This window comes from Sulfurimonas sp. HSL-1716 (assembly GCF_039645975.1).
Lineage (GTDB): Bacteria > Campylobacterota > Campylobacteria > Campylobacterales > Sulfurimonadaceae > Hydrocurvibacter > Hydrocurvibacter sulfurireducens.
Window position 1 is genome coordinate 480390 of sequence record NZ_CP147918.1, and the last position, 16144, is coordinate 496533.

The following is a 16144-nucleotide window of genomic DNA, read 5'->3' on the forward strand; positions in this document are numbered from 1 at the left end:
TTATCGAGATAATCTTTTCATATATAACGCAGATCACCGCGGAGCGCTCTCCCGATGCTATCTTGATGCTTCTTGCCGACATGGGGCGTGTATTGGTTCGAGCGGATAGATGTACGGTCTGGGTGGTATCACAGGATAAAAAACATCTGTGGACAAAAGCGGCGCATGGATTAAAGCACATAACGATTCCCATCAATTCGGGGATAGTAGGCGAAGCAGTAGTGAATAATAAAAGACTGATAATCGACAATGCGTACAGCGACGAGAGATTCAACCCGGAGATAGATAAGCAAACAGGCTATAAAACAAAAACACTGCTGGTCATCCCGATGCACAATACAGAAGGCGAGATCATAGGCGCTTTTCAGGTCGTGAACAAGCTCGAGGGAAAACTTTTTACCAAGGATGATCTGCGTTATATCATGCTCGCGTCCACATATGCCGCCGAAACGGTTACGACTTCGCTTTTAATGGAGGAGATAGAACAAACGCAAAAAGAGGTCGTTTTTACTATGGGAGCGATAGGTGAGACAAGAAGCAAAGAGACTGGAAACCATGTAAAGCGTGTAGCGGAGTATTCCTATCTTCTTGCAGTACTATACGGCATGAACGAAGAGGAGGCTTTGCGTCTAAAAGAGGCTTCGCCGATGCATGATATAGGAAAGGTGGCGATACCCGATGCCGTTTTAAACAAGCCCGGTCCTTTCAACGAAGAGGAACGCAAGATCATGGATACGCATGCCGAACTTGGATACGAGATGCTAAAATCTTCCAACAGAGCCCTGTTAAAAGCTGCCGCAATCGTTGCATATGAGCATCATGAAAAATGGGACGGGACGGGATATCCCAGAAGACTTGCAGGTGAAGAGATACATATCTACGGACGCATAACGGCTCTAGCGGACGTGTTCGATGCGCTTGGCAGCGACAGGGTATACAAAAAAGCGTGGGCAGATGAAAAAATATTCGAGCTTTTTAAAGAGGAGCGGGGAAAACACTTTGAGCCAAAATTGATAGATATCTTTTTGCAGTATAAAGATAGATTTTTACTGATAAGAGAAAAATTCGCAGACAGGTTTGATCATGAATGAGATTACTATACTCGGAGCATACGGAACGAAAGGTGAAGATGTCGGGACAAGCGCATTTTATATAGACGAAAAGAATGTTTTGGATGCAGGCAATCTGCTGATCCCGCTAAAGGAGAGATCGGCGGAGATAGAGTTTATCTGGCTCTCGCATTCTCATCTTGATCATATCATAGACATAGCGTATATACTCGACAGCTATTTCGCGGCAAGAAAAAAGACCTTAAAGATACGAGGGCTGCCTCAGACGCTTCAAGCGGTAAAAGAGGATTTTTTAAATGACAGGATTTGGCCGGATTTCTCGTCTATCACTCTTTTTGGATCCGATCTAAAATGCGTGGAATACGAAGAGATCGAGTTCAATAAAAAATATGAACTTTCAAGCGGTACGTATATAGAGGCATATAAAACGGACCATACCGTTCCAAGCTGCGGATATATCATCACGAAAAAAGGAAGTTCCGTCATCATATCTTCAGATACCTACAGCCTTGACAGCACTATAGAGATTATAGATTCAAGAGAGGATATAAAAAGTCTGGTGGTCGAGTGCTCTTTTCCCTCAAGAATGGAAAAGCTGGCAATCGATTCGAAACATTTAACGCCGAAGATATTATTTGAAAAATTAAAAGCGATGAAAAACAGAAAAATAGACATATATATTAACCATATCAAACCGCTTTTTTTAGAAGAGATGACAGAGGAAATAGAGCGTTTTCAAGGTGATTATAAAGTCAAAATATTGGAAGACGGAAGAAAAATTATTTTTTAATAAAAAACTCTTGACATTGAAAAATAATTTGTCTATAATTCTGGCTCAAATTCAAAGCCGGCATAGCTCAGTTGGCTAGAGCAGCTGATTTGTAATCAGCAGGCCCGGGGTTCAAGTCCTCGTGCCGGCACCATTGAATTTTGAATTTTGTAAGTAAAAATTGATCCAAATAATTATCGGTGAGATAGTCAAGTGGCCAACGACGGCAGACTGTAAATCTGCTCCCTATGGGTTCCCAGGTTCGACTCCTGGTCTCACCACCACTAATTAGGTGCGGGCGTAGCTCAGTTGGCTAGAGCGTCAGCCTTCCAAGCTGAGGGTCGAGGGTTCGAGTCCCTTCACCCGCTCCATTATTTGGATTTTTTGATAAAATCACCCCAACAAATTTAAAATAAAATCATATAATTTTTATTATTATTTTACTACAATAAAGTGGTAGAAAAGATACGCTGGTGTGGCTCAGGGGTAGAGCACTTCCTTGGTAAGGAAGAGGGCACGGGTTCAAATCCCGTCATCAGCTCCAGAGAATTATAAATTTTTTATTTTTATTTTTGTATAAGCAATAATTGAATAATTTTTGGGTATAATTCCATTTCTATTCATAAATACAGTCGGAGGACAATATGGCAAAAGAAAAGTTTGAGCGTACGAAACCGCACGTAAACATAGGTACAATTGGTCACGTCGATCATGGTAAAACTACTTTAACTGCAGCGATCACAGCAGTACTTGCAGTAACAAATGGTGCAAAATTGATGGATTACGATGCAATCGATAACGCGCCAGAAGAACGTGAGCGTGGTATTACGATCGCTACTTCACACGTTGAGTATGAAACAGATAAACGTCACTATGCGCACGTTGACTGTCCAGGTCACGCTGACTACGTTAAAAATATGATTACGGGTGCTGCTCAAATGGACGGTGCTATTCTTGTTGTTTCTGCTGCAGACGGCCCGATGCCGCAAACTCGTGAACATATCCTTCTTTCAAAACAAGTCGGTGTACCGTACATCGTTGTTTTCATGAACAAAGAAGATATGGTTGATGATGAAGAACTTCTTGAACTAGTTGAAATGGAGATTCGTGAACTACTAGATCAATACGAGTTCCCGGGTGACGATACTCCAATCGTTGCAGGTTCAGCACTTAAAGCTCTTGAAGAAGCTAAAACTGGTACTTTAGGTGAGTGGTCAGACAAAATCATTAAACTTATGGCTGAAGTTGATGCTTACATCCCTGAGCCGGTTCGTGAAACTGATAAAGAATTCTTGATGCCGGTTGAGGACGTATTCTCTATCTCTGGACGTGGTACGGTTGTTACTGGTCGTATCGAGCGTGGTGTTGTTAAGATCGGTGATTCAATCGAGATCGTTGGTATCCGTGATACACAAACAACTACAGTTACTGGTGTTGAGATGTTCCGTAAAGAGATGACTCAAGGTGAAGCAGGAGATAACTGTGGTATCCTTCTTCGTGGTATCGGTAAAGAAGAAGTTGAGCGTGGACAAGTTCTATGTAAACCGGGTTCAATCACTCCACATACAACATTCGAAGCTGAGATCTATGTACTAAGTAAAGACGAAGGTGGACGTCATACTCCATTCTTCTCTAACTACCGTCCACAGTTCTACGTTCGTACAACAGACGTTACAGGTGCGATCACTCTACCAGAAGGTACTGAGATGGTTATGCCAGGGGATAACGTAAAAATTACTGCAGAACTAATCAACCCGATCGCAATGGAAGAGGGAACTCGTTTCGCTATCCGTGAAGGTGGACGTACAGTTGGTGCAGGTGTTGTTTCTAAAATCATCAAGTAATTGATGTCGCTTCCATAAATTTATGGAAGTGAATTTTATATTAGGTTAACACTATGAGAGAAAACATTCACTTAGGTTGTGAGAAATGTACTCGTCGTAACTATCACACAACTAAAAATAAAAAGACTCATACTGAGAAATTTTCAGTACGTAAATTCTGTAAATTTTGTCGCGAACACACTGTTCATAAAGAGATGAAATTATAATTCAACCTATAAGTAGAGAACTTCTACTTATAAGTTTTACAGGCGAATAGCTCCAATGGTAGAGCGCCGGATTCCAAATCCGATGGTTGGGGGTTCGAGTCCCTCTTCGCCTGCCACTAGATTTTCAATAAATGATTCTTTAGAGGTTTATTTATCGAAAATGTAATCGTAGATAGGATTGATGATGAAAAATTTAAATAGTTATATCAGAGATGCGAAGCTGGAACTTAGTAAAGTTATTTTTCCAAGTAAGATGCAGGTAAAACAAGCTTACATCTCTGTTGTTATCGTTGTAACATTTGTATCGCTATTTTTAGCATTGATCGATCTTATCATGTCTTCAACTGTTTCAGCTTTATTAGGGTAAGGAATATATATGGCACATCAATGGTATTCGATTCAGACATACTCTGGAAGTGAACGTAGTGTTAAAGCTGCAATAGAAAACATAATCGTCGAACAGGGTCTGCAAGAAGCCATTAAGGATCTTCTTGTCCCGACAGAAGATGTTATTGAAGTAAAAGAGGGTAAGAAAAAGATAACCGAGAGATCTTTATACTCGGGATATGTCTTTATCTATATCGATCTAAACAACGAATTACAGCATCTTATTCAATCCTTACCTCGTGTTTCAGGTTTTGTAGGTGAAGCAAATCACCCGACTCCACTTAGTGAAAGTGATATCCAAGTTATTCTTGACCGTGCGAACAACCGCGCTGCGCCTAAGCCGAAAGTATTCTTTGACTCTGGCGAGATGGTACGTATTATCGACGGTCCGTTTGCGAACTTTACGGGAACGGTGGATGAGTACGATCTAGAGCATGGAACGTTAAAGCTTAACGTTTCTATATTTGGACGTGCTACGCCTGTAGATATTTCGTACACTCAAGTAGAAAAAATAATTTAAATCAACAAAAGGAAGCAAAATGGCAAAAAAAGTCACTGGTTACATCAAACTGCAAATCAATGCTGGTGCAGCTAATCCTGCACCTCCAGTAGGTCCGGCATTGGGTCAGCGCGGTGTCAATATCATGGAATTCTGTAAAGCATTCAATGAAAAAACAAAAGATAAAATGGGATTCAAAGTTCCTGTAGTCATCACTGTCTACAGCGATAAGAGTTTCTCATTTGTTACAAAACAGCCTCCGGCGTCACAGCTGATCATGAAGGCTGCTGGTATCAAAAAAGGTACTGACAATCCTCTAAAAAACAAGATCGGCAAAATAACGAAAGATCAGCTTATGGAAATTGTTAAGACCAAAATGGAAGATCTAAACACTACCGACGTGGAGATGGCGGCCAATACGATCGCTGGTTCGGCACGTTCTATGGGTGTTGAAATCGTAGATTAATATCTACGAAACTGTGTAATTAAAGATCAACGACCGCATTGATCTGTCATAAAATACACGACCTGATGACTTTAAAGTCATCTTAAATTTGCGGCAGAAATCTTAGGAGATATTCAAATGGCAGGAAAACGTTATAAACAATTAAAAGAAAAGATAGATACAACTAAAGTTCATTCGATCGCTGATGCATCGGTGTCTGTTAAAGATCTTAAATCGGCTAAGTTCGATGAAACGGTAGAGATCGCATTAAACCTTAATGTAGACCCAAGACATGCTGATCAAATGGTTAGAGGTGCGGTAGTGCTTCCTCACGGTACAGGTAAAGTCGTACGTGTAGCCGTATTTGCAAAAGGGGTAAAAGCCGATGAAGCAAAAGCAGCAGGTGCAGATATCGTAGGAACGGATGATCTGGTTGAACAAATCCAAGAAGGTGTCTTCAACTTTGATGTAGTTGTCGCCGCACCGGATTGTATGGGACTTGTCGGTAAGATAGGTCGTATTCTCGGGCCAAAAGGTATGATGCCTAACCCTAAAACAGGAACGGTCACTCCTGACGTAGCAGCAGCAGTTAAAAACGTAAAAGGCGGCCAAGTTGCATTCCGTGTTGATAAAAAAGGTAACATCCATGCAGGTGTCGGTAAAGTGAGTTTTGATGCAGAAAAACTAGCAGAGAACATCTCTGCGTTTGTTGCTGCAATCAACAAGCAAAAACCGGCTACGGCAAAAGGACGTTATATTAAAAACGGCGTATTAAGCCTCACTATGAGTCCGGCAGTTAAATTAGATGTAATGGAACTTGCTGATATCAGATAGTTTTTTTAACCGGGATCTTCTCGGTTAAAAATGTAAGATCTTTATTTTATGATATTCTTTATCCTAAAATAAAGATTTTCGTTTCGGAAATCTGAATTACTTGGACTAAAGACAGTTGGGGGCATCTGCTGTGCAGTAGCTTAATAGGCCTTTCCCTCCCCGCTTGAAGTTATGTCTGGAAAGGAGATAATACTATGTTGAAATCAAAAAAAGCTGAAGTGATCGAAAAACTGGCATCTTCCCTTCAAAATTCTACTGCGGTTGTAGTTTGTGATTATAAAGGGCTGACTGTTTCAGAATTGGAAGAGTTACGTAAATCAGCAAAAGTAAAAGACACGAGTGTTCAGGTTGTAAAAAATACTTTAGCTACTATCGCTCTTGAAAAAGCGGGTATGACTGGTCTTGATCTTAAAGATACGAATATCTTTGTATGGTCTGATGATGTTATTGCCGCTTCTAAAGTCGCATCCGATTTCGCTAAAGCCAACGATAAGTTTACGGTTAAATCCGGGTACTTGGATAAAGAACCTGCCGACGCTGCTAAAATTGCCGCATTTGCTAAACTTCCGGGACGCGAAGAGCTTCTTGGTATGCTTGCGGCTACTTGGATGGCACCGATTGCAAATTTCACGATCGGTCTCGATGCGCTTAGAAGACAAAAAGAGGAAGCTTAATCAAGCTTTTATAAATTTATAAAAAAAATAAAAAAATGGAGAACATTATGGCTGTTACTAAAGAAGACGTATTAGAATTCATATCTGGATTATCTGTACTAGAGTTGTCTGAACTTGTTAAAGAGTTCGAAGAAAAATTCGGTGTATCTGCACAACCTGTTGCTGTTGCTGGTGTTGCCGGTGGTGATGCAGGTGCTGCTGCTGATGACAAAACTGAATTCGACGTTGTTATCGTTGATGCAGGTGATAAGAAAATCAACGTAATTAAAGTTGTACGTGCTCTTACTGGACTTGGTCTAAAAGAAGCAAAAGATGCAACTGAAAACGTTCCTTCGACAATCAAAGAAGGTGTCGATAAAGAAACTGCAGAAGACGCTAAAAAACAATTAGAAGAAGCTGGTGCTAAAGTAGAAGTTAAATAATCATTTAACTTTGCTTGAAGGCATCTGCCTTCAAAAAGAAATAGGCACTTTTGTGGTATGATTTACATCATACTATAAAAGTGCCTTTCTGTCGTTTATATCCATATTAGCCTTAATTATGGTTCTGTTCAAGGACGCTTGAACACGATATTAATGATCTATGCTTATAGATTATGCACTAACTTACTTAGAGGTAGCCCATGTTAAACACTTTATATTCTGGAAATCGTTTACGTGTAGACTTTGCAAAAACTCCTCAGCAAATAGAAGTTCCAAATCTACTCCAATTACAACAAAGTTCTTATGACAATTTCTTAATGCTTGATGCAAATGATCGTTCAAAAAGTGGTATTGAAAATGTATTTCAATCGGTATTTCCTATTCATGATGCGCAAAACAGATTGACAGTCGAGTATATAGGCTCTGAAGTCGGCAAGCCTAAATATACCGTCCGCGAATGTATGGAGCGCGGGCTGACATACGCTGTTTCACTGAGAATGAAAACACGTCTTGTCATCTGGGAACGTAATGAAAACACGAAGGAAAAACTAGGTGTCAAAGATATAAAAGAGCAAAGTATCTTTGTCCGTGATATCCCTTTGATGACAGAACGTACTTCATTTATTATCAACGGCGTAGAGCGTGTTGTCGTTAATCAGTTACACAGATCTCCGGGTGTTATTTTTAAAGAAGAAGAAGCAACGACTTCCGGTAATAAACTTATTTATACCGGTCAGATCATTCCGGATCGCGGTTCTTGGTTGTATTTTGAGTATGATCCAAAAGATATCCTTTATATGAGAATCAACAAACGCCGTAAAGTTCCTGTTACGATCATGTTCCGTGCTTTAGGATATTCTAAACAAGATATTTTAAAACTGTTTTATCCGTTACAAACTATTACGATCAAAGACAACAGTTTCACCATTAAGTTCAATCCTGACGATTTTAAAGGAAGATTGGAGTTCGATCTAGTTGATGATAAAGGAAATACGCTTATCACGACAGGGAAAAGACTTTCTGCGAAAAAAGCTCAGAAATTCATAGAAGACGGTGTGACAAACATCATGTATCCTTTGGATGTTTTAGTCGAGCGTTATCTTGCTGAACCGATCATTAACCCTGAAACCGGTGAAGTCCTATTTGACACGATGACTCCGATCGATGAAACAAAACTGAAAAAGATGGCCGAAGCAGGCGTTGAGTCGTTTGTAATCGCTAATGATCTCGCCGAAGGCGTGGACGGCTCTATCATCAATGCTTTTATTGCAGATGCAGATTCATTAAAACTTTTAAAACAAACGGAAGATATCGAGGATGAAAACGATCTTTCGGCTATCCGTATCTATAAAGTAATGCGTCCAGGCGAGCCTGTAACAAAAGATGCAGCAAAAGCGTTTGTCAACCAGCTTTTCTTTGATCCGGAAAGATATGATTTGACTCGCGTCGGTCGTATGAAGATGAATCACAAGCTTGGTATGAGCATTCCTGAGTATGTTACAGTCTTAACGAATGAAGATATTATCAATACTGTTAAATACGTTATCAAAGTTAAAAACGGTCAAGGTCACATAGATGACAGAGATCACTTGGGTAACCGTCGTATCCGTTCTATCGGTGAACTTTTAGGAAACGAGTTACATAACGGTCTTATCAAGATGCAAAAAGCGATCAAAGACAAGCTTTCTACTATGAGCGGTCCTATGAATGAGCTTATGCCTCATGACCTGATCAACTCTAAGATGATCACTTCGACGATCATGGAGTTCTTCTCCGGCGGACAGTTGTCTCAATTTATGGATCAGACGAACCCGTTATCGGAATTGACGCATAAACGTCGTCTATCAGCACTTGGAGAGGGCGGTCTTGTTAAAGAGAGAGCAGGATTTGAAGTCCGTGACGTTCACCCGACTCATTACGGCCGTATCTGTCCGATCGAGACTCCTGAGGGACAAAACATCGGTCTTATCAATACTCTTGCAACCTATTCTAAGGTTAATGAGCATGGATTTATCGAAGCTCCGTATAAAGTTGTCAAAGAGGGTATCGTAACTAATGAGGTCGTATACCTTACGGCTACTCAAGAAGAGGGCAAGATGATCGCTGCTGCTTCGAATAAACTTGATGCAAAAGGACAGTTTATAGAGGATCTGATCGCTGTACGCCAAGACGGTGAGATCATCTACCGTTCACCGAAAGATTGTGAATATGCGGACCTTTCTTCTCATATGGTCGTCGGTGTCGCCGCATCACTTATTCCGTTCTTGGAACACGATGATGCCAACCGTGCACTTATGGGATCGAACATGCAGCGCCAAGCGGTACCGTTATTGCGTCCGCAGGCTCCTATGGTCGGAACAGGTGTCGAGAAACTTGTTGCCCGCGACAGCTGGGAGTGTATCTATGCGAAGCGTTCGGGTATCGTCGAGAAAGCCGATGCGAAACATATCTATATCAAAGGTGAAGATGAAGATGGTATCTTTATAGATTACTATCCTCTGCAAAAGAATCTTCGTACGAACCAAAATACGTCGTTCTCGCAAAAACCGATCGTAAAAATCGGTCAGTTTGTTGAAAAAGGACATATTATCGCTGATGGTCCGAACATGGATCAAGGTGAGCTTGCTCTTGGCGTCAATGCAATGGTCGCATTCATGCCGTGGAACGGATATAACTACGAGGATGCGATCGTCATCTCCGAGCGTATGATCCGCGAAGATGCATTTACATCCGTACATATCTATGAAAAAGAGTGTGAAGCACGTGAACTTAAACACGGTGTCGAAGAGATTACCCGCGATATTCCAAACGTTCGTGAAGAGGAGCTGGCTCATCTTGATGAAAGCGGTATCGTTAAAATAGGTACGAACGTCAAAGGCGGTATGATCCTCGTAGGAAAAGTAAGTCCTAAGGGTGAAGTTAAACCGACTCCGGAAGAGAGACTTTTACGTGCGATCTTCGGTGAAAAATCAGGTCACGTTGTAAATAAATCTCTTTACTGTCCGCCGTCTATGGAAGGTGTGGTAGTAGATATCAAGATCTTTACGAAAAAAGGGTATGACAAAGATCCTCGTTCTCTGGAACTTGAAAAAGAGGAGCGTGATTACTTAGAGCGCGAGCACTATGACCGTCTTCTTATGATAGATAAAGAGGAGATATTCAGAATAACTGCACTTTTAACAAAAGAGCCGTTAGGAAAAGATATCACTATCAACGGAACAGATTATAAAAAAGGCGACATCATCAACGGTGAAGACCTTAAAGACGTAAACCGTTTTGCTATGAATAACATTGTCAAGTCGTTCTCCGAAGATATTCAGAACCAATACAATGTTATGAAAAACTATTTCCAAAAGCAAAAGAGAATCTTCCGTGACGAGCACGAAGAGAAACTTGCTATTTTGGAAAATGATGACATTCTTCCAAACGGTGTCGTAAAATACGTAAAAGTATATATAGCGACAAAACGCCACCTCAAAGTCGGTGATAAGATGGCAGGACGTCACGGAAACAAAGGTATCGTATCTAATATAGTACCTGAGGTAGATATGCCGTATATGGAAGACGGACGCAGCGTTGACGTTTGTCTTAACCCGCTAGGGGTTCCGTCTCGTATGAATATCGGGCAGGTGTTGGAGATGCACCTTGGTATGGTCGGTCGTGAACTGGGTCATCAGATCCAAGCGGAATTTGATGCCAAGCAAGCAGAGTTCTTAGATAATATCCGTGCAAAAATGATCGAAATATCAGATGTTTCCGGACTTATGAATGCTGCTGAAGTTCTAGCGAAAATGAGTAACGACGAGCTGCTTAAATATGCGCAGGACTGGGCAAAAGGCGTGAAGTTTGCGACACCGATTTTTGAAGGTGTCGATCAAGCGGAATTTGCAAAACTGTTTGAACTGGCGAAGATGGACAGTGACGGTAAAACCGTTTTATTTGACGGTAAAACAGGCGAGAAGATGCATGAACGTGTAAATGTCGGTTATATGTATATCTTGAAACTGCATCACTTGGTTGATGAGAAGATTCATGCCCGTTCCACAGGACCATACTCTCTTGTTACACAGCAACCAGTCGGCGGTAAAGCGCTCTTCGGTGGTCAAAGATTCGGAGAGATGGAAGTCTGGGCTCTTGAAGCATACGGTGCTTCTGCAGTTCTTAAAGAGATGTTGACCATCAAATCGGATGATGTCGACGGCCGTGTCCGTGCATATAAAGCGCTTACAAAAGGTGAGTTGGTTCCTGAATCAGGTATCCCGGAAACATTATTCGTATTGACAAAAGAGCTGCAATCACTGGCTCTTGATGTAGAGATTTTTGACGAGGTTGAAGACGATGAGTAAATTAGTAGCAATTGAAGTAAAAGAAGATAATCGCCCGACAGATATAAAACAACTGCAGTTTCGCCTTGCATCTCCAGAAAAGATACTTTCATGGAGTCACGGCGAGGTAAAAAAACCGGAAACGATCAACTACCGTACTTTGAAACCTGAGCGCGACGGACTGTTTTGTGCCAAAGTGTTCGGTCCCGTACGTGATTACGAATGTCTGTGCGGTAAGTACAAAAAAATGCGTTATAAAGGCGTAGTGTGTGAAAAATGCGGCGTTGAAGTTGCAAGTTCAAAAGTTCGCCGTGTACGTATGGGGCATATCGACCTTGTAACTCCTGTTGCACATATCTGGTATGTGAGCTCGTTGCCGTCACGTATCGGTACGCTTTTCGGCGTAAAGATGAAAGACCTTGAGCGCGTACTTTACTATGAAGCATATATCGTTGAAAGCGGCGGTGAAGCTTATTACGATGCAGAAGCGAAAACTCCTGTCCTAAAATATGATGTTTTAAATGAAGAACAGTACCGTACTTTGGTTCAAAGATTCGGTGAGCTTGGTTTCAAGGCTAGAATGGGCGGTGAAGTTATCCGTGACCTTCTTGACGACATCGATCTTGTGGAGCTTTTCTCTCAACTTAAAGAGGAGATCGACGCTACGAATTCTGAAGCAAAACGTAAAACCATCGCTAAGCGTCTTAAAGTAATCGAATCGTTTCTTAACAGCGGTAACAATCCTGCGTGGATGATGTTGACGATCCTTCCTGTGCTTCCGCCGGATCTTCGTCCGCTTGTAAGCCTGGACGGTGGTAAGTTCGCCGTATCTGACGTAAACGACCTTTATCGCCGTGTTATCAACCGTAACCAGCGTCTAAAGCGTCTTGTCGAGCTTGAAGCACCTGAAATTATCGTTAGAAATGAAAAACGTATGCTTCAAGAAGCTGTCGATGCTCTGTTTGACAACGGACGCCGTGCAAATGCGGTCAAAGGTGCAAACAAACGTCCGTTAAAATCTCTTTCTGAGATCATCAAAGGAAAACAGGGGCGTTTCCGTCAGAACCTTCTTGGTAAGCGTGTTGACTTCTCTGGGCGTTCTGTAATCGTTGTCGGCCCTTCTTTACGTATGGATGAGTGTGGTCTGCCTAAGAAAATGGCGTTAGAACTTTTCAAACCGCATCTGATAGCAAAACTTGAAGAAAAAGGGTATGCGACAACGATCAAAGCTGCAAGCAAAATGATCGAGAGCAAAACAAATGAAGTTTGGGAATGTTTGGCTGAAATAGTCGACGGATACCCGGTACTTCTAAACCGTGCACCGACGCTTCACAAATTGTCAATTCAGGCGTTTCACCCTAAATTGATCGACGGTAAGGCGATCCAGCTTCATCCTCTTGTCTGTGCGGCGTTCAATGCCGACTTCGACGGGGATCAAATGGCTGTTCACGTTCCTCTTAGCTCTGCTGCTGTTGCCGAAGCAAAAGTATTGATGCTCGCATCTATGAACATTCTGCTTCCTGCATCGGGTAAAGCGATAGCTACGCCGTCTCAGGATATGGTTCTTGGTATCTACTATACCACTTTGGAGAAAAGCGGTGTAAAAGGTTCGAACAAACTGTTCGCGAACGTTGATGAAGTAAAGATCGCTATTCAGCACGGTTCATTGGATCTTCACGCAAAGATCCGCTCAAGTGTAAACGGAAGATTGATTCATACAACGGCAGGTCGTCTGATCCTTAAATCGATCATTCCTGATTTCGTTCCGGTTGAATTATGGAACCGTGTTATGAAGAAAAAAGCGATCAATGAACTGGTCGATTATGTTCAAAAACATGGCGGTATCGGTATAACGGCTTCTTTCTTGGATGCATTAAAAGATCTTGGTTTCAAACAAGCTACTGAAGCGGGCGTATCTATCTCTGTCGATGATATCATCATCCCAGAAGCGAAAGCTCCGAAGATAGAAGAATCGAAAAACAAAGTTCGTGAGATCCAAAAACAGTTTGAAGCAGGTCTTTTAACTGAGCAAGAGCGTTACAATAAGATCATCGACGTTTGGACAGATACGAACAATATCGTTGCAACACAGATGATGACGTTGGTACAGACCGATAAAAACGGATTTAACTCGATTCATATGATGGCAGATTCGGGAGCTCGTGGTTCTGCAGCTCAGATCCGTCAGCTTGCGGGTATGCGTGGTCTTATGGCCAAACCGAACGGCGATATCATCGAGACTCCGATTATCTCGAACTTTAAAGAGGGGCTAAACGTATTAGAGTACTTTATTTCGACTCACGGTGCGCGTAAAGGTCTTGCCGATACCGCTCTTAAAACAGCGAATGCGGGTTACTTGACACGTAAATTGGTTGATGTTGCACAAAACGTTAAAGTAGTCGAGCATGACTGTCATACGCACGAAGGTATCGAGATATCCGATATTTCCGATCATAACTCGCTTATCGAGTCTTTGGAAGATCGTTTGTTCGGACGTGTTCTTGCAGATGATGCGATCGATCCGATCACAAACGAGATCCTTTTCACTGAAGGTACTCTGATCGATGAAGTAAAAGCGAAGACTATCGTAGAAGCAGGTATCAGATCGGCTTATATTCGTACTCCGACAACATGTAAGTCTGAAGGCGGGATATGTGCACTTTGTTACGGGCTCAACCTTGGTACGGGTAACTTGGTTCGCCGCGGTGAAGCCGTGGGTATTATTGCTGCTCAATCGATCGGTGAGCCTGGTACTCAGCTTACACTACGTACTTTCCACGTTGGTGGTACGGCTTCAAGCACTCGTCAAGAGCGTCAGGTTATTGCAACCAAAGAAGGTTTTATCCGTTATTATAACTTTAAAACGTACACTTCAAAAGAGGGTAAACATATCGTTGCCAACCGTCGTAATGCCGGTATCTTGCTGGTAGAACCGAAGATCAAAGCTCCGTTTGACGGAAGAGTCGAGATTCAGTCTATTCACGATGAGATGATCATCAGCGTGGTCGGTGAAAAAGAGACGATCCGCTATACGCTTAGAAAGAACGAAGTAGCGCGCCCGAACGAGCTTGCAGGTGTCGGCGGACATATCGAGAGCAAACTGTATCTGCCGTACAAACATGGCGATATGGTCAAAAACGCGGAATCTATCGTTGAGAAGATCAATGACGGATGGAACGTTCCAAACCATATACCGTATGCATCTGAAATCATGGTAAAAGACGGTGATCCGATCACTCAAAAAATTAGAGCTAAAGAAACAGGTACTATTAAGTACTTCCTTTTAAAAGGTGATTATTTAGAGAGATATGAAGGTGTTAAAGCCGGTCATGAAGTAAAAGAGAAAGGTCTTTTTGCAAGTATCGTAGACAGTTCCGATCATGAAGCGATCCGTCACTATATCGCCCGCGGTTCTATCGTCGAGCAGGATGACGATGCGATCGTAGAAGCAGATACTATCATTGCAAAACCGGTTAAAGAAGAATCTATAGTCGTTGCAGAGTGGGATCCATACTCTAATCCGATCATATCCGAAGCTAACGGTAAAGTTACTTTTGAAGACGTTATCGACGGTGTTACCGCTTCGTCGCAATATGATGAGCTGACGGGTAAAACGCGTCTTATGATCAATGAACATATTTCGCCGGAATATAAACCGACCATAGTTCTTGCGACGGCAGAAGGTGAGATCATCAGATATGCTATCGATCCTAAATCGTCCGTTTACGTTCAAAACGGTGCAGAGGTCAAGATAGCCGATACTCTTGTGAAAACACCAAAAGCGCTTCAAAAATCAAGCGATATTACCGGAGGTCTTCCGCGTGTATCCGAACTTTTCGAAGCACGTCGTCCAAAAGTAAACGCGGTGATCAGTGAGATCGACGGGGTTGTGAGTTTCGGGAAAGCATTACGCGGTAAAGAGCGTATTTTGATCACTTCTGACAGCGGGATAATAAAAGAGTATTTTATAGACAAATCTCTTTCACCGCAGGTAAATGTGGGCGAATATGTACACGCCGGTGAAAAATTGACCGACGGTATCGGTTCTCCTCATGATATCTTGAGGATACTGGGTGTCAAAGCGCTGCATAACTACCTTGTAAGCGAAGTACAGCAAGTCTACCGTTCACAAGGGGTTAATATTGCCGATAAACATATCGAGGTTATCTTTACTCAGATGCTTCGTCAGATCAAGATCTTGCAATCCGGTGATACGAAATTCATCGAAGGCGATCTTATATCTAAAAACAAATTTATCGAAGAGAATGAGAAGATAATCCGCTTAGGCGGGCGCCCTGCGATCGCCGATCCGTTCTTGGTCGGTATTACGCGTGCTGCTGTTTCAGCCGACAGTATCATCTCGGCGGCATCGTTCCAAGATACGACAAAAGTATTGACAGAAGCGGCAGTTTCGGCTAAATTCGATGATCTGACAGATCTGAAAGAAAACGTTATCATCGGACGTACTATCCCTGTAGGAACGGGTATCTACAAAGATTCTGTCTTGAAATTCGAAGACATTATCAGCTAATTTTTCTCCTTGCATGTAAGCACATCCGCTTACATGTAAATAATCTAACCAACACTCTTGTATCAGTTTAATAAATACTTAAAATAAGCTAACTTTAATAGCTGATTATGTAAAATTACGCGTTTATAATTCTCTCTG

Annotated in this window: 11 protein-coding genes, 5 tRNA genes and 2 pseudogenes; all 18 read left to right on the plus strand. The window is 42.0% G+C overall.

Annotated features, from left to right (window positions below):
- Positions 1 to 80 precede the first annotated feature (80 nt).
- Positions 81 to 389: pseudogene (locus WCY03_RS02515) on the plus strand (GAF domain-containing protein); the annotation flags it as partial.
- Between the two features lie 78 nt (positions 390 to 467).
- A pseudogene (locus tag WCY03_RS02520) lies at positions 468 to 1091 on the plus strand (HD domain-containing phosphohydrolase); the annotation flags it as partial.
- A complete protein-coding gene (locus WCY03_RS02525; RefSeq protein ID WP_345993424.1) occupies positions 1084 to 1860 on the plus strand; it encodes an MBL fold metallo-hydrolase in 777 nt (258 codons plus the stop codon). The pseudogene WCY03_RS02520 and the gene WCY03_RS02525, both read left to right, overlap by 8 nt.
- A 56-nt stretch (positions 1861 to 1916) precedes the next feature.
- A tRNA-Thr gene (locus WCY03_RS02530) sits at positions 1917 to 1993 on the plus strand.
- Between the two features lie 45 nt (positions 1994 to 2038).
- Positions 2039 to 2123: transfer RNA gene (locus WCY03_RS02535), tRNA-Tyr, on the plus strand.
- Positions 2124 to 2133: 10 nt separating this feature from the next.
- A tRNA-Gly gene (locus WCY03_RS02540) sits at positions 2134 to 2210 on the plus strand.
- Between the two features lie 98 nt (positions 2211 to 2308).
- Positions 2309 to 2383, plus strand: a tRNA-Thr gene (locus WCY03_RS02545).
- Between the two features lie 100 nt (positions 2384 to 2483).
- Positions 2484 to 3683 (plus strand): elongation factor Tu, encoded by a 1200-nt coding sequence (tuf, locus tag WCY03_RS02550; RefSeq protein WP_345993425.1) that lies wholly within the window; start codon positions 2484 to 2486, stop codon positions 3681 to 3683.
- A gap of 53 nt (positions 3684 to 3736) precedes the next feature.
- Positions 3737 to 3889, plus strand: coding sequence for a 50S ribosomal protein L33 (rpmG, locus tag WCY03_RS02555; protein WP_345980367.1), 153 nt, complete (start codon positions 3737 to 3739; stop codon positions 3887 to 3889).
- 40 nt (positions 3890 to 3929) lie between these two features.
- A tRNA-Trp gene (locus WCY03_RS02560) sits at positions 3930 to 4005 on the plus strand.
- Between the two features lie 68 nt (positions 4006 to 4073).
- Entirely contained in the window at positions 4074 to 4256 is a 183-nt protein-coding gene (gene secE / locus WCY03_RS02565; protein WP_345993426.1) for a preprotein translocase subunit SecE, read from the plus strand.
- A gap of 9 nt (positions 4257 to 4265) precedes the next feature.
- The gene (gene nusG, locus WCY03_RS02570; RefSeq protein ID WP_345993427.1) at positions 4266 to 4796 is read left to right on the plus strand and encodes a transcription termination/antitermination protein NusG; all 531 of its coding nucleotides are present in this window, start codon (positions 4266 to 4268) and stop codon (positions 4794 to 4796) included.
- Positions 4797 to 4815: 19 nt separating this feature from the next.
- Positions 4816 to 5241 carry a 50S ribosomal protein L11 gene (gene rplK, locus WCY03_RS02575; protein WP_345993428.1) on the plus strand — a complete coding sequence of 142 codons (426 nt, stop codon included), beginning with the start codon at positions 4816 to 4818 and terminating at the stop codon, positions 5239 to 5241.
- A gap of 117 nt (positions 5242 to 5358) precedes the next feature.
- On the plus strand, positions 5359 to 6054 hold the full coding sequence (gene rplA, locus WCY03_RS02580; RefSeq protein WP_345993429.1) for a 50S ribosomal protein L1: 696 nt from the start codon (positions 5359 to 5361) through the stop codon (positions 6052 to 6054).
- Between the two features lie 194 nt (positions 6055 to 6248).
- A complete protein-coding gene (gene rplJ / locus WCY03_RS02585) occupies positions 6249 to 6728 on the plus strand; it encodes a 50S ribosomal protein L10 (RefSeq protein ID WP_345993430.1) in 480 nt (159 codons plus the stop codon).
- A gap of 47 nt (positions 6729 to 6775) precedes the next feature.
- Positions 6776 to 7150: a 50S ribosomal protein L7/L12 gene (gene rplL, locus WCY03_RS02590; protein WP_345993431.1), complete on the plus strand. Its 375-nt coding sequence runs from the start codon at positions 6776 to 6778 to the stop codon at positions 7148 to 7150.
- Between the two features lie 200 nt (positions 7151 to 7350).
- Positions 7351 to 11496, plus strand: a complete 4146-nt coding sequence (rpoB, locus tag WCY03_RS02595) for a DNA-directed RNA polymerase subunit beta (RefSeq protein WP_345993432.1) — start codon at positions 7351 to 7353, stop codon at positions 11494 to 11496.
- A complete protein-coding gene (rpoC, locus tag WCY03_RS02600) occupies positions 11489 to 16006 on the plus strand; it encodes a DNA-directed RNA polymerase subunit beta' (protein WP_345993433.1) in 4518 nt (1505 codons plus the stop codon). Before rpoB ends, rpoC begins: the two co-directional genes overlap by 8 nt.
- Positions 16007 to 16144: the final 138 nt, after the last annotated feature.